We start from the raw sequence: 13,823 nt of genomic DNA on the forward strand, positions 1-13,823 counted from the left end.
ACAAATTAATCAAAACCTTTTTATGTTCCAATACCATGGAAAGTCAGAAATCCTAACTTCCGGACATAAAGTTTCATTAACTAAGTCTTCCCTTATCAATTCATTCCAATATATATCGATTGCCTCTTTCATTTTTTCGAACGCCTCAGGCATATAGTAGAATAATCCGATTGATAGTGCAGGATGACTTGAATTTCTCAATGTACGTTGCCACTGGGCGTTTTCTGGATCATCAATCGTTCTTACAAATTTATTCATTATGATAGAAAAATTCTTTCTAAGCTTATAGAAAATTTCCTCAGAAGTTCTATTTATGAAGCTTGCTCCGTTAAACAAAGGTGATATAATCGGATGGGATTTATTAAATATATGATAGTACCCTCCTGTAGTGCTGGGGATGCAAATAATTTTTTTTGACTTATCATTAATGTCTATAAGTATCTCTTCCGCTACTTCATATTTATTTAGTCTTGTACCTCCCACCTTTGTTTCACCCTTCGGATATAAAATTTCAATTCTAGTCCCCGGAATAGGTGTTAATAAATAATTTCCTGTATCTGTATCTGCATCTTCATCGTTTACATTTCCGAATATTGAGAAGATTAAATTCTCTATTATATGAGTATAATTCACCTTAAATTCTCTTAATGCTATTACGGGCATTTTTTGTTGAACAACAAACTCACCCATTGTCCCTAAGACTTCACCATTCCAGTATCTGTCGAATATTCCCAAAGTATTACTTGACAATAATTCATCACCAAACTTTCTAACTACACTTCCTTCCTCAGTAAGAACAGGAAATGAAACATAATTTTGAAAGAAGGCTTTTGCTTCATCTGAGAGCTGTTCAGAATTATAAGCTCCTGGCATCCCTAAAAAACCTGCCTCAAATAGAAGATCTATATAATCATGATATTGAGTTAGTGAATGATCTTCTTTGTATTTATCAAGGTGCTTTTGAAAAGTAGATATAATTGCATGCTCCAATGCAATCTTAATTTTTTTAAATTTTTCATCTCTAATGACCTCAGTTCTATCAGGTGTTACAGTTAAACATTCACCCCCAAAGATATTAATATTTGCATTTACATTTGTCCACTTTGGGAACAATTCTTTTAAGGATTTTGAATTTTCCAGCTTAAATTGGCCTTCTTTTACACCAGGCGTGCCAAGATTAAAAGAACGTTGCGTAATATAGCCGAATAACTGACTATCAAAATTCATGGTTTGTCCATTTACAATTTGTAATCTGCCTTCTAAAGTGATATCTCCCATATTATTAAGATCAACTTCGAAAAGATAGTGACTAAAGCTTTTCTCAGTATGCCTTCGTGCATCTATGTTGTAGCTAACTTTATCTAATGTCTCATCAAATTTCGGATTATTATCTATCGGCACTCCCTTGTGAATGTATTCCTGGTGTGTTGCGATGATGTGAATCGGAAAAGGTGGAGTTGGAATAATTTCCTTAACCACTTTAAAAATTGAGTTATCAGAAAAAGGATGCTCTTTTTTTAATTTTAAAGTTATCTTTGTACCTACTTGTAATCGTTCTGAATATCTTTTAACACAATAACTATGGGCTGTTGGAATTTCATAATATATAGGTGAAGGAGGTGTTAATGGATTTTCTGGTTCCATTCTGCTTTCGATAACCATTGAATCAGCAACCATAAATGCAGAAAGAACTCCTATACCAAATTCACTTACAACATCAAGATTTGTACCAGAAAATCTTGGATGTTTGTAATAACTTGTACCTACTTGTAAAAAAAACTCACTAAAGACTTGATCGTCCATTCCAATACCATTATCCTCAATTACAAGAAATCCTTCTTTATATTCAATAGTTACTTTAGGCTCAAATTTTTCAGATTTATTACTATAAAGAAAATGTCTAGCCTTTATAGCATCAATTGCATTTTGAAGCATTTCTCTAAGCGCTGTAATTGGATTTCGATATAAACGTTGGCCCATTAATAATTCTATAATTTTTTCATAATGAAGCTGAAATTTTACATCACTATAAATGTAAGACCCGTCAGATCTTATTCGATCCATATTTAACGGTTCCTTCAACAATAATAAGTACTTATTTGAAATATCATCATGATAGTTATTCAATAACTCCAAACTTTCTTTTCTTTCTATTTCAATCCATTCCATAAAAATTCTCAAAGCTCTTTCTACTTCTGGAGATGTACATTCGGCCTCAAATACTACTCTATTTGATGAAATATCCCAACCGATAATAGATCTGTGCTTTTTCCATTCTTTTATACTAGTTGGGTCTTCAGGAGAAACAAAATCATATATAACTTTAGGGGTTCTTTCAGGATCTAGGTCCAATATATCAGCAAGGCGCAGAATCAAAGATAAATATTGTACATTTACATACTTCTCACCTATCAAAGTATTCCTAGGATATTTACGATTGTCCTTTAAGCAAGTTACAGGTTCACCATGACTGTTACAAATATTAATTAGATACTTGTACAGCAAAATATCGTCGATAGCGAGTTTGAATTCACCATCAGACAACGTAGATTCTATAAAATCAGCCGATCTTTTAACATGATTTCTCCTTAAATACTCTGTGAAAATTTTATCTTCAATTCTTGTGATAGCTCTATGGTTACCTATTTTTTCATAATTTAAATATTCTCCATACATAGAGTCGATTTTCAATAAAGTTTGATATTCAGTTGAACCTATGATAATCTCCTCTCGTTCTGAGGAGGAACAGGTCATTCCTACATCATGTAGATAAGCTGATAAAATCAAGAAAGTAAGTTCTATATCGTTTAACTGAACTAGTGTTTCTGAAGGAATAATACGTCCCATTATACGGATTACTTTTAAACTATGTGTTTCATCATGAAGTGTATATTCGCGCATATTTTCCGGAATACGAGCTAATAAAGGTGTTACATGATTAACAATATTTACAACCTTTTGTGATAATTTTAGTGAGTTATCTTCAACCAATAAAAGTTGTTTAAATAAAACAGTATTCTCTACATTTAAATCCTTCAAAATAAAAACCTCTCTTCTTGGTGATATTAATAGTTTTGCTCATGCTAAAATGTTGTGTTACCTCTCGCATCCAATCCCATCACCGGCACGATCAAGCTTTCTGCTGTATCCAGGCTCTCCCTCATAAATCGGAGCTGCCCCGAGTGCTCTTACTGCATTGCAGTTTTTACAATAAATGTTTTCTGTTGATTCAACTTCCTTTACAGCTTCTTTTTGTGTATCCTCTGTTGTAGTCTTCTCACTTGTACTTGCAGATGAGTTATAATCTGAACTCTTGGGTATGGGTGAAACTTCCTCTACGTTCCCGCTTTTTCCGCCATCAATGACAAACAAGACACGGGTACCATCTGTATAAGACTCTAATTGATTTCCGACCCTTGATCCTGATCCACGGTTGTCCGATGAAGGAATACCCTAGCTCCCCCTCCTCACATAGCCATCGGCCATTCATCTCGGTCGTAACCTTTCTTTGTAGGGATCCCCGCTAGAACTGATCCCGGTTCTCCTCTGCTCCATCTCGATCAATCGTGCATACTGCTGGTTCACCGTTTTCCAAAGCGGACAGGATATGCGAAGCGGTTTCTGGGTACTTTTCCGCTGGAAAGTGAATAACGGCATCATAAGAGTCGTTATCCACTTCTTGGCCAGTTGAAAATGTTTGTTACTGTCTCTGGCTGGGATACAGCAGAAGCGTTTTTTTTAGATTGTACTTCTGGAGACGTATTCTTTCTTTAACTGCCGACTCTGAGTTTTTTCATCTCGGAACCGGTAGTTAGAGTATACTCAATACTACATCCAGCAATCCCTATAACAATAATGCAAAGACTCGAAATCATCACTAGCGATCATTTAACAGAGGTTATTTTATACCACTGGAAACGCAGCAGTGCATATGGAGCAAAGATCCAATCAAGAACTTTTAACAACAATACCAATCCTCTATGTACGGTTAGTTTGGAGTTTCTCAGAAGAAGTTTTCCTTTCTTATGAAATAAGGTATGCGCTAAAAAATACTAAAAGCAATACCAAAGAACCAGTAATTACTTTCTTTTTCATAGGGGGATTAACCCCTTTTAGTAGTTTACTCCTACTCATAATAGCATAATCCAAAGATAAGGGAATTATTTGAAAGTATCCTTTCAATCCCCTTCCTTCGGCAGATGGTCCGCAGCATCGACAGCTACACTACATTCTTTCCGTTCCATTCACAAGTCGGCAATTCCCGAATAGCCGACAGCCCAAGTAATGTTGGCAATCCGTTTGCCTGAATATTATCGATTTGGTAACATAACCGGCTGCCGCCGGTCCCGGTACAACAACGCAAAAAAGCTGTCAGCCAGGAAAAGGTTAAAAGGAATGAGTCGTTATCCTAACTACAGGGCGGCTCATTTCCCATGTGTGATCCGGCATATCGGTTAACATACCTTCTCTTTCTGAGAGGCTCTAGCTTACTTCCTGCTAGTCTTTACCTAGCTTTATATCATGCATTCTGTCGATACACAGTACATAGGAGTTTCAACGAGAGCGTTTGCAGAAAACTTGGTTCCTTCATTCCGTTCTTCAGTTACAAAGTTAGGCGGTTAATGTTTTGCACTCTGATGCTAAACATGACCATCAAGGCCAGCGTAACATCAATGGCTCCATCAGACTAAGTATTCCAAATGAAAAGATCAAGAGTAAAGCCAACGAATATATGTCAAAAGGTAGAGCTACACATCGAAAAGAACGAACGACCAATGATGATTTTGATATCATCAGTCAGTATCAATCCGAGTTTCGTGGCTTCGCTCAATACTATCTTCTGGCATATAACGCACATAAGATTGCGAGCTTAAAGCGGACAATGGAGCTTCCACTTGCTTACACATTGGCCAATAAGCACAAAACCACCGTCAACAAGATATTCGCCAAATACGGTAAATATCGAAAGACTAAGGACGGAACGTATAATGCGCTATCGGTTACGGTCGAACGAGAAGGAAAGAAACCTTTAGAAGCTTACTTTGGAGGCATCAGATTAGGTTATCAAAACTCTATTCAGATTGAGAGTACATCGCTGACTAGCAATATCTTTTTAAAGAGAAGCCAATCGGTGACGAGACTCCTCAATAATACTTGTGAACTTTGTGGTTTAATCACTACTACTATCGCTGCTGTAACTACTCTCTCTATTATCAGAACTATATTCGTAGTAATCATCATTACTATAATAATGATCAGATGAGGAACTATAAGAACTACTTCTTTTATTCCTGCTCTTAGCGTTTCGTTTAGTTTTATCCCTTGCAGGTATAAGAGCCAATCAGTGTCATCCTAGTAATCAAAATAGCAAACCTGCTTGCAGTATATTCTCTAGTGTCATATGTTTCCCTCTCAACTCTGTCCCTGGCTTCTTGCTCCTACCCTTTTAAAACAGCAGATTTCGTCAGATTTCGTCATTTTTCCCACCGTTAATCAACTGAAGTTTAATTTCTGAATTCATTAGGCTTAATTTTTTTAAAAATTTCAAGTACTTGAATGATAGTCTTTTAGTATTAGGATAAATATACCACATGCTTTTATAAAAATTCTATGTAAATATACAAGCCCCGAAACACCTCTACGGGGCCCAATTATCTTTCACAAGTAATCCCAACTGCTGTTTATATTTTCACATCCAATTTACGATACTGAATAGCCTCTGCCGTATGCTCCACGCCAATCTGTGCTGCCCCTGCCAGGTCGGCAATCGTGCGGGACAGCTTTAAAATGCGGTCGTAGGAGCGCATGCTGAGTCCCAGGACTTCTACTGTCTGCTGTAGAAGAGCGTGCGCCCCTGGCTCCATTTTGCAAAATTTGCGCAGCAGCGAGCCCGAGAGTTCGCTGTTCCAGGACAGCGGCAGTTCGCGGTATCTTTCCGCCTGAACGGACTGGGCGGTTAGGACCTGTTGTCGCATCTCCGCGGAACTGATTGAAGCTTGCTCATGCTGCCACTCCTTGGGGCGTGGCACCTCAAGCTGCAGATCAATCCGGTCCAGCATCGGTCCCGATATCCGGGACCGGTAACGGGCTATTCTTCCCGGACTACACGTACAGCGCTGCGAGTCCGTCTCGCTCCCATACCAGCCACAGAAACAAGGATTCATGGAACCAGCAAGCAGAAATTGGGCCGGATAAGTAAACACCGCCCTGGAGCGGCTGATCGTCACCTGCTTGTCTTCCAGAGGCTGTCTGAGCACCTCCAGCACCTGACGGTTGAACTCGGGAAGCTCGTCGAGAAAAAGCACTCCCCGATGCGCGAGACTAACCTCACCCGGTTTCGGAATCGCGCCGCCCCCAATCAGCCCTGTAGCAGAAATCGTATGATGGGGAGCACGGAAAGGCCTGGTCCGGATCAGACCGGAGGCGGCGGATTCCTTCAGTTTCCCGGCTGCGCTCAATATTTTGGTTACTTCAAGCGCCTCCGCTTCTTCCAGCATCGGCATGATTGTCGGAAGCCGTCGGATTAGCATCGTTTTGCCGGTACCCGGAGGGCCCATCAGCAGAATATTGTGCATGCCCGCAGCAGCAATGACCAAAGCCCGTTTGGCATGCTGCTGTCCCAGTACATCGGCGTAGTCCTCAATCGTCTTTCCAGACAGAAGCAGACTGTCCTTGTCTTTCGGCACCAATGCCCCCTTTTTATCCGGCAGCAGATGCCCGAAGCTTGCGATACGGACCGGAACTCTTTCGGGTTCTGCTCCTTTCCGTTCGATTGACAAGCAGCCAGCTTCAGGAATAATATCCTGCAAATGTTTGACACCATATAACTGTATCCCTTTAATCAGCGTCGCTTCCTGGACGTTTTCCCATGGGAGCATAACCGAATCAAAGCCATCCCGTTTGGCCAGATCAACCATGGACAGCACACCGTTCACTGACCGTACACTGCCGTCCAGAGCCAACTCTCCGATAAATAGCGTTCTTTCTTCTCGGGGTAGTATGATCTGACTGCTTACGGCAAGCAGTCCAACTGCAATCGCCAAATCGAACGAGGAGCCCTCCTTGCGCAAATCAGCCGGGGCCAGGTTAATGGTCACACGTTGGGAAGGATATTTGAAACCGCAGTTTTTAATGGCGGCTCGCACCCGTTCAACCGCCTCACGGACAGCCGAATCCGGCAGCCCGATGATCGAAGTCTGTGGCAGACCATTGGACAAATCCGTCTCCACTTCAATCAGCACACCATCAATCCCGTACAAACAAGCGCTGTTCAGTTTTCCATACATCAAAAAAGCACCTCTTTCACCTTTGAGTTACCACCTGCTTCATGCAGCGGTTTATCGGTTGAAAAGGGTGCTTCCTCTTTTTCAATATTGGATTTTACCGGTCAAACACGGTCAGCTTTTCGGCAGCAGATGTGCGCTGCTGGGCTTTTGGCACAACCTCCGGATACCCGGCGTACACCAATCCTACAATTTTTTCACCAGGCTTGATCCCAAGCTGCTCGCGGAACACCGGGGAATAAAAAAATGGCTTTGTCATCCAGAAGGTGCCGATCCCTTCGCTCCAGGCGGCAAGCATAAAGTTTTGAATCAATGCGCTGACAGCGGCAAAATCCTCATCCCAAATGGCTTGGCGCGGATCTTCCTTCATGACGACAATCAGTGACACCGGATTATGCAACATGGTTGGGGCAAATTTATTATCCTCACCCAGATCCACCGCTACCGCGTCAGCCAGCTTTTGGCGCCCGTCTCCCGTAAATAGCAGAAAACGCCAAGGCTCGCGCAGCTTGTGATTGGGGGCCCATACGGCGGCGTCCAGCAGCCTGGTTATGGTCTCCACTGGAACCGGATCTGCTTTGAATTTCTTGACTGTTCTGCGTTCCTGAATGACATCTATTACATTTTTAGAAAACACCACGGATTCATTCATTTCAGTTCCTCCTTATGTAAGCCTGCAGCATTGTAAGCAAATGAGAACATTTCTCAATAAATATATCCATTCCCTGTCTCCATGTCAAATTCGGCAAAACAAAAACAGACTGCTCCCCACCAAATATATGAGAAGCAACCCGTGTTCTTCACGCGCTACGGATATTGAATTTTTCTAAAATGCAGCCTCGATATGTTCCATAACCTCAGCCTGTTGGTCCGGCAGCAGCCTGACCGCTATCATGTCAAACCGTACAGGTATATCCGCCGCGCCGCGCATGTGCAAATAGATTTCAGCGATATGACGAACCTGGGCTATTTTGCGGGCAGTTACAGATTCGGCTGCCGTTCCGTGCGTCGCCCCCGTTCTGCTCCTCACCTCTATAAAAATGAGCGTTCCCTCCTTCTCGGCAATAATGTCCACTTCACCACTGCGGCAGCGCCAGTTGCGTTCTATAATTCGCCAGCCTTTACCTGTTAAATATTGTGCGGCCATCTCCTCGCCGAGCGTGCCTTTACTTCTGCGATTATCAGACAATCCGTCCCTTGCCCCCTTCATTCCGGATACAAACCGCCTCCCGCCAGTTTATCCATACGATACACATAGCTGAGCACTTCAGCAACAAGCAGGTACAGCTCTTCCGGAATTTGCTCATTCAAATCAAGCTTGGACAGAACCTCCACAAGCGACGGATCCTCCTGTACAGGCACTCCATGCTCCTTCGCTTTTTCCAAAATGGTCTCCGCCATTTTGCCGCGGCCTTTGGCTACTACAACAGGCGCTTCATTTTCACCCGGGCTATATTTAAGGGCAACCGCTTTTTTTTGCGGCAGGGAAGGAGCATCACCATCCGTCCGTTCTTTCATACTTTGATATCGACTCCTTTATACACCTGCGGGCTATAATCACCGACGATATTGGCAGACATGCCATTTTCCATCTGCGAACGGACCGGGATCGGCTCCGCTTTTAGTGTCAGCAATTGATAACCGATACCGTTCAAAGCCTCTGTTATGGAATCTCGTGAGCTGTCCAGCAAAGCTTCCGTCCACTCGCTGTCATTGTGCACCTTCACACTGACGACACGGTTCACAACTTGCACATCGACTATCGTCAGCCCCAGTGCTTTCATATCAAGGTCAAACCAAAGACGGCAATTGGATGAATCCAGCTCTCCGCGTCTGCCCCTCTTGGACTGAATCTGTACGGAGGCCGTCTCACGGCCGTCCGGCCCAACAAAAGGGATAAACATATGTACCTGTGCAAAAGGGGCTGTTCGGTCCGTGTTCAACAGCAGCTGCTGCCCGGTCAGCTGCTGCACGACCTGCTGCGCGGCCTCCTTCAGGGCCGGCGGCACGCTGCTGCTGTCCATCAGCTGCAGCAGCAGCCCCTTGACGGTGGCGGCATCCGCCTGAGCCACCGCCCCCTGCCCTGCCGACGCCGCCCCCGTCGGCAGCTCCCCGCGCGACGCCAGCCCGGCCGCCGCGCGCAGCGCCTGCTGCTCGTGCTCTGCACCGAGCAGCTTCAGCACCCGCCCCACCCACGGGTCTTCCCGGTGGGTGGCTGCGGGTGCCGCCGTGGCGTCCGCCTGTGCAGCGGATGCCACGGCCGGCGGGGCTGCCTGCGCTGGAGCAGCCGCTTCCCGCGGAGCTGCCGGCGCAGGCGCCCGCCCCTCACCCGGTCCATCAGACTGGACCGGGGAAGCCTGCTGCGCCACAAGGCTGCGCAGCTCCTGCAGCAGTGCGCGCAGCTTCGGCAGCGCGTGCTGCTGCGGTGCAGCTTCGGTAGCCGCGCTGCCTGCCCGGAGAGCATCCCCTGCCGGCTTCTGACGGTCGCTTCCCTCCGCCGGGGCTGCCAACCCGCCCGCAGGGGGGCTCACAGCCCCCCTGCCAGCCGCTGCGGGCGCTCCTCCGTTCTGCCCGGAAGCTGCAGAACGCGTTTCTCCCTGCGCTGATCCGGTCCCCGTATCCATCTTCGTTATTTTCGCGCTTGCCGCCTCTGAAGCTACAGCTGCTCCACCAGCCCCCGTTCCGTCAACCTGCTGTGCTGTCGCGCCATTCGCCATCCCCGCAGCCGGAGCCGATCCCGCCTTACCCGCATCTCCTGCGATAGTCCCGGCTGTCCCTGTCCCCGCAGCGGCATTTGTTGTATTCAACAATCCAGCAGCGTTACCACGCCCGCTCACGGCCGGTGTATCAGCGGCAGGCTCCCCGCTTACGCTCCCGCCGCTTCCCTCTCGCAAAGCCTGCTCCACAAGCTTTTCCAGGGAAGACAAGAGCTCGTCCAGCGGGGGACCAAAGATGGCCTGATGCAGTCCTGCCACCGCTTCCGGGGTAATAGGCAACCCCCGCTGAAAAGCCACACCAGCCGCCTGCACAATTGTCTCCAATTTAGCTCCGCTTGGCAGCAGATAATCCGCCGCTTCCCGCACCAGCGCCGTCTGTTCTGCCGTCAGTGGAATGCCGCTGCGCTGCATCAGTTGGATCAACTCGCGGTTCTGTGGCGTATCCGGAAGCTTTACCGATTGCAGCACCTTGGCAATATCCATGCCAGATTGAGGCTGACCAGGCAGCTGGGGCAGCGGCTTTAACACAGCGGTGCCATCTTCATTCGGCGGTTGCACCTGCAGCAGCAACGTCTGTCCCTCCTGCAGCGGTGTCTCCACTTTGGCCCGCACCTGTGCGCCCTGGATTTGCAGCACAGCCTCTTCACCGTGCTCCGACACCTTCATCACCGTTCCGCGGACGACCTGTCCCGTTTGCAGCTCCAGCTTTTTCATCTCTCCTGCCTTGGCATCCCCGAGCAGTCCCCGGATCACTGACCCGATATTCATGCCGCCCATCCTCCTGTCATTCCTCTATCTATAATATATCGGCGCATGACTGCTTCCCGATGAGCTTAACCAGGCTCAAAGATCAAACAGAGTCGGCTGCTGAACCAGCAGATTTCCCAAAAAGCTGCGCCGGTGCATATCTGTCGGCCCGAGGGCTATAATCTGTTCGCGGTGCAGCTTGGTGGCATATCCCTTATGTATGGCAATCCCGTATTCCGGGTATTTGGCTTCCCATTCTCCACGGCACAGCCGATCTCTTGTCACCTTGGCGATAATGGATGCCGCGGCAATGGATTGGCTTATTGCATCCCCCTTGATGATCGCCAACTGCGGCAAAGGAAAATCCACCTTTTCCGCATCGACCAGCAAATAGTCCGGCTGCAGGCTTAATGCCTGTACCGCTTTTTTCATCGCCAAGCGCGTGGCCTGCTTGATATTGATCTCATCGATCACCTTCGCATCGACAGTGCCAATACCGACCGCAAGAGCGTTCTCCATAATCAGGTCATAACAGGCCTCTCTCTTTTTGTCGGTCAGCTTTTTGGAATCTGTGACCCCTTCCAACACCAGCCCTGTAGGCAAAATAACCGCGGCAGCCACAACATCCCCAAACAAACAACCCCTGCCTACCTCATCGATTCCCGCGACATATTTATAATTCTTCTGCCAGCAATCCTGTTCATAACGAAGCATCTCCGTCATTATATTCAACACCTGCTTTACTCTAATCTTCCAATCTATACTGGACGGTTTCCATATGTAAAGAATAACGACATATCCTTAAGCTTATCATATCGGCTGCTTCGTCAAAAAGGGGGGTGTCCGCTTTTCTACAGAACCAGATTTCTCCATAAAAAAACCTCCCGTATCTCCACCAGAGACACGGAAGGTTCTTCCTTTCCGTTCATAGAAGGGCCTTGGCCCGCTCTTCCAATCTGTTAAGAAATCATCGACGCAAGTTCTCGCGATTACAGAATTGTTCATCTTCAGTAAGGTGCTTCCAGCGAAATACGTCCCAGCTTGCCTGCCCGCAGGTCGCGCAGCAGTACACTGGATGCCTTCTCCAGATCAACCCGTCCGCCGCTTACGATGCAGCCACGTTTTCGGCCGATCGCTTCCATGACACCGACGATTTCCTCCGGATTTTCGCTGTCCCCGGGTCTTTCGGTCAGCTCAAAGCGCTCCGCCATAGCATCCCAGTAATAGCTTACCAAGTATTTTACCGCAAAAAAGGCAATGTCTTCAACATTAAGTATTTCCTCTTTGATTGCACCTGTCACCGCAAGCCGGTAACCGACATTCTGATCCTCGAATTTCGGCCACAATATCCCCGGTGTATCCAGCAGCTCGATTTCTCCGCTTCTGATCCACTGCTGCGCCTTGGTTACGCCCGGCCGGTCGCCGGTCGCCGCCACGCTGCGTCCCGCCATCCGGTTGATGAGCGTCGATTTGCCCACATTCGGGATACCGACGATCAAAGCGCGGATAGGCCGGGGTTTCATGCCCTTCGCAATCTGGCGGTCAATTTTCTCCTTGAGCAGCACCTTGGCCTGAACGGGAATATCTTTAATGCCCGTGCCGGTCTGGGCATCCACCGGTAGCGCCGTTTGCCCCTGCTCTTTAAAATAAGCAATCCACTGCTGCGTTACCGCAGCATCTGCAAGGTCCGCCTTGTTCATAATAATCATCCGCGGCTTGCCCTGCAAAATCTCGTCGATCATGGGATTGCGGCTTGACAGCGGAAGCCTCGCATCGATGAGCTCTATCACCAGATCAATCAGCTTCAACTTTTCCTGAATCTGGCGCCGGGCTCTTGTCATATGCCCGGGGAACCACTGTATCGTCACCGTATCACCTCGTTGTAAAGAAACATATAGTTTAGAATGCTCTATTCGTCATGCTTAATCCATTTCATATCACTGACAGGCCAGAAAATCACATCAGCCCGGCCAATGACCTCATTCAAATCGATAAAGCCCAGCTTGCGGCTATCCGTACTGTTCGAACGGTTGTCCCCCATAACAAAAATTCTGCCCTCAGGAACCTTCGTTTCCTGATTCACACCGTTCGGAAAATCCGCCAGCATATTGTATTCTTCACCCTTGGCATGCTTTTCCTGTACGGCATCCTGAATGTAGGTTTCAGGAATTTGCTCGCCGTTCACCTTCACGACATCCCCATCAACGGTTATTGTATCTCCGGGAACAGCGATCACGCGTTTAATAAAATCACGGTTTTCTTCAGGTACATGGAACACAATAACCTCACCGCGCTCCGGCTCACGGATTTTGTACAAAATTTCATTCACAATCACCCGTTCGCCTGTATGAAAGTTCGGCTGCATGGACGGTCCTTCAACGATAAACGGTTTGAATAGAAGCCAGCGGATGAGAAATACCAGCACCAAAGCAATGACGATCGCTTTAACCCATTCCAAAACTTCATTTTTTTCTTTGTTTTTTGCTCCGCCGCCCTGATCAGCCGGCTGCTGTGCATTACTCTGCTCCAATTCGCGCTCCATCGTTCACTGTCCTCTCTTATGGTCAAGTTTCTACGTTCCCTATGTAATCATATACAGTAGAAACATGCGCTCTCTTCCTTGGTAAATACAAGTATGCGCATCTCGGGTCTCACGAAGAGAATCTGCTTCAGTAAAACAACAAAAGGGGCTTGCTGAACAAGCCCCTTCTGTTACTCGTGTATTAACGACGAATTTCTTTAATTCTCGCTGCTTTACCGCGCAGTTCACGAAGATAATAAAGCTTCGCACGACGCACTTTACCACGGCGAGCCACTTCGATTTTATCGATTTTCGGGGAATGCAGTGGGAAAGTTCTTTCCACACCTACACCGTAAGAAATTTTACGAACTGTAAAAGTCTCACTGATTCCGCCGCCACGGCGCTTGATTACAACTCCTTCGAACAACTGGACACGCTCGCGTGAACCCTCGATAACCTTAACGTGCACTTTCAAAGTGTCACCAGGACGAAAGCTTGGCAGATCGCTGCGCAGCTGCTCTTGAGTAATCGCTTGGACGATATTCATCTAGGACT

At 46.6% G+C, this 13,823-nt stretch carries 11 protein-coding genes and 2 pseudogenes; 1 reads left to right on the forward strand and 12 read right to left on the reverse strand.

The features are described 5' to 3' along the window. Window positions 1–9 precede the first annotated feature (9 nt). The 3 genes and pseudogenes from ACE5LO_RS04995 to ACE5LO_RS05005 all read right to left on the reverse strand — a co-directional run. Window positions 10–3,039, reverse strand: coding sequence for an HD domain-containing protein (locus ACE5LO_RS04995; protein WP_375518935.1), 3,030 nt, complete (start codon window positions 3,037–3,039; stop codon window positions 10–12). A 57-nt stretch (window positions 3,040–3,096) separates the two neighbouring features. After that, window positions 3,097–3,216: pseudogene (locus ACE5LO_RS05000) on the reverse strand (excalibur calcium-binding domain-containing protein); the annotation flags it as partial. 144 nt (window positions 3,217–3,360) lie between these two features. Beyond that, a pseudogene (locus ACE5LO_RS05005) lies at window positions 3,361–3,682 on the reverse strand (hypothetical protein); the annotation flags it as partial. A gap of 945 nt (window positions 3,683–4,627) precedes the next feature. Between ACE5LO_RS05005 and ACE5LO_RS05010 the strand changes: the two are divergent. Next, window positions 4,628–5,263, forward strand: a complete 636-nt coding sequence (locus tag ACE5LO_RS05010) for a group II intron reverse transcriptase/maturase (protein WP_375518936.1) — start codon at window positions 4,628–4,630, stop codon at window positions 5,261–5,263. A gap of 418 nt (window positions 5,264–5,681) precedes the next feature. Here the strand turns inward: ACE5LO_RS05010 and ACE5LO_RS05015 are convergent, their stop codons facing one another. The 9 genes from ACE5LO_RS05015 to rplS form a co-directional block, all read right to left on the reverse strand. Continuing rightward, window positions 5,682–7,286, reverse strand: coding sequence for a YifB family Mg chelatase-like AAA ATPase (locus ACE5LO_RS05015; RefSeq protein ID WP_375519037.1), 1,605 nt, complete (start codon window positions 7,284–7,286; stop codon window positions 5,682–5,684). A gap of 94 nt (window positions 7,287–7,380) precedes the next feature. After that, window positions 7,381–7,935 (reverse strand): nitroreductase family protein, encoded by a 555-nt coding sequence (locus tag ACE5LO_RS05020; RefSeq protein WP_375518937.1) that lies wholly within the window; start codon window positions 7,933–7,935, stop codon window positions 7,381–7,383. Between the two features lie 174 nt (window positions 7,936–8,109). Then, a complete protein-coding gene (locus ACE5LO_RS05025; protein WP_375518938.1) occupies window positions 8,110–8,493 on the reverse strand; it encodes a YraN family protein in 384 nt (127 codons plus the stop codon). Continuing rightward, window positions 8,490–8,801, reverse strand: coding sequence for an EscU/YscU/HrcU family type III secretion system export apparatus switch protein (locus ACE5LO_RS05030; protein WP_375518939.1), 312 nt, complete (start codon window positions 8,799–8,801; stop codon window positions 8,490–8,492). The genes ACE5LO_RS05025 and ACE5LO_RS05030 overlap by 4 nt, the downstream gene beginning before the upstream one ends. Continuing rightward, on the reverse strand, window positions 8,798–10,768 hold the full coding sequence (locus tag ACE5LO_RS05035; protein WP_375518940.1) for a TP0910 N-terminal domain-containing protein: 1,971 nt from the start codon (window positions 10,766–10,768) through the stop codon (window positions 8,798–8,800). Before ACE5LO_RS05035 ends, ACE5LO_RS05030 begins: the two co-directional genes overlap by 4 nt. 75 nt (window positions 10,769–10,843) lie before the next feature. Continuing rightward, window positions 10,844–11,470 carry a ribonuclease HII gene (gene rnhB / locus ACE5LO_RS05040; protein ID WP_375518941.1) on the reverse strand — a complete coding sequence of 209 codons (627 nt, stop codon included), beginning with the start codon at window positions 11,468–11,470 and terminating at the stop codon, window positions 10,844–10,846. 284 nt (window positions 11,471–11,754) lie between these two features. After that, complete coding sequence (ylqF, locus tag ACE5LO_RS05045; protein ID WP_375518942.1) at window positions 11,755–12,615, reverse strand: ribosome biogenesis GTPase YlqF; 861 nt, start codon at window positions 12,613–12,615, stop codon at window positions 11,755–11,757. Between the two features lie 41 nt (window positions 12,616–12,656). Next, entirely contained in the window at window positions 12,657–13,289 is a 633-nt protein-coding gene (gene lepB, locus ACE5LO_RS05050) for a signal peptidase I (protein ID WP_375518943.1), read from the reverse strand. Between the two features lie 181 nt (window positions 13,290–13,470). Next, entirely contained in the window at window positions 13,471–13,815 is a 345-nt protein-coding gene (rplS, locus tag ACE5LO_RS05055; RefSeq protein WP_375354310.1) for a 50S ribosomal protein L19, read from the reverse strand. Window positions 13,816–13,823 lie beyond the last annotated feature (8 nt).

It is taken from the genome of Paenibacillus medicaginis, from assembly GCF_042138635.1.
GTDB classification, from domain to species: domain Bacteria; phylum Bacillota; class Bacilli; order Paenibacillales; family Paenibacillaceae; genus Paenibacillus; species Paenibacillus medicaginis.

What these genes read in the sequence shown, in the direction of transcription:
- ACE5LO_RS05015 (WP_375519037.1), bottom strand. Translation starts at nt 7,286, where the DNA reads ATGTATGGAAAACTGAACAGCGCTTGTTTGTACGGGATTGATGGTGTG.
- ACE5LO_RS05020 (WP_375518937.1), bottom strand. Translation starts at nt 7,935, where the DNA reads ATGAATGAATCCGTGGTGTTTTCTAAAAATGTAATAGATGTCATTCAG.
- ACE5LO_RS05025 (WP_375518938.1), bottom strand. Translation starts at nt 8,493, where the DNA reads ATGAAGGGGGCAAGGGACGGATTGTCTGATAATCGCAGAAGTAAAGGC.
- ACE5LO_RS05030 (WP_375518939.1), bottom strand. Translation starts at nt 8,801, where the DNA reads ATGAAAGAACGGACGGATGGTGATGCTCCTTCCCTGCCGCAAAAAAAA.
- ACE5LO_RS05035 (WP_375518940.1), bottom strand. Translation starts at nt 10,768, where the DNA reads ATGAATATCGGGTCAGTGATCCGGGGACTGCTCGGGGATGCCAAGGCA.
- rnhB (WP_375518941.1), bottom strand. Translation starts at nt 11,470, where the DNA reads ATGACGGAGATGCTTCGTTATGAACAGGATTGCTGGCAGAAGAATTAT.
- lepB (WP_375518943.1), bottom strand. Translation starts at nt 13,289, where the DNA reads ATGGAGCGCGAATTGGAGCAGAGTAATGCACAGCAGCCGGCTGATCAG.
- rplS (WP_375354310.1), bottom strand. Translation starts at nt 13,815, where the DNA reads ATGAATATCGTCCAAGCGATTACTCAAGAGCAGCTGCGCAGCGATCTG.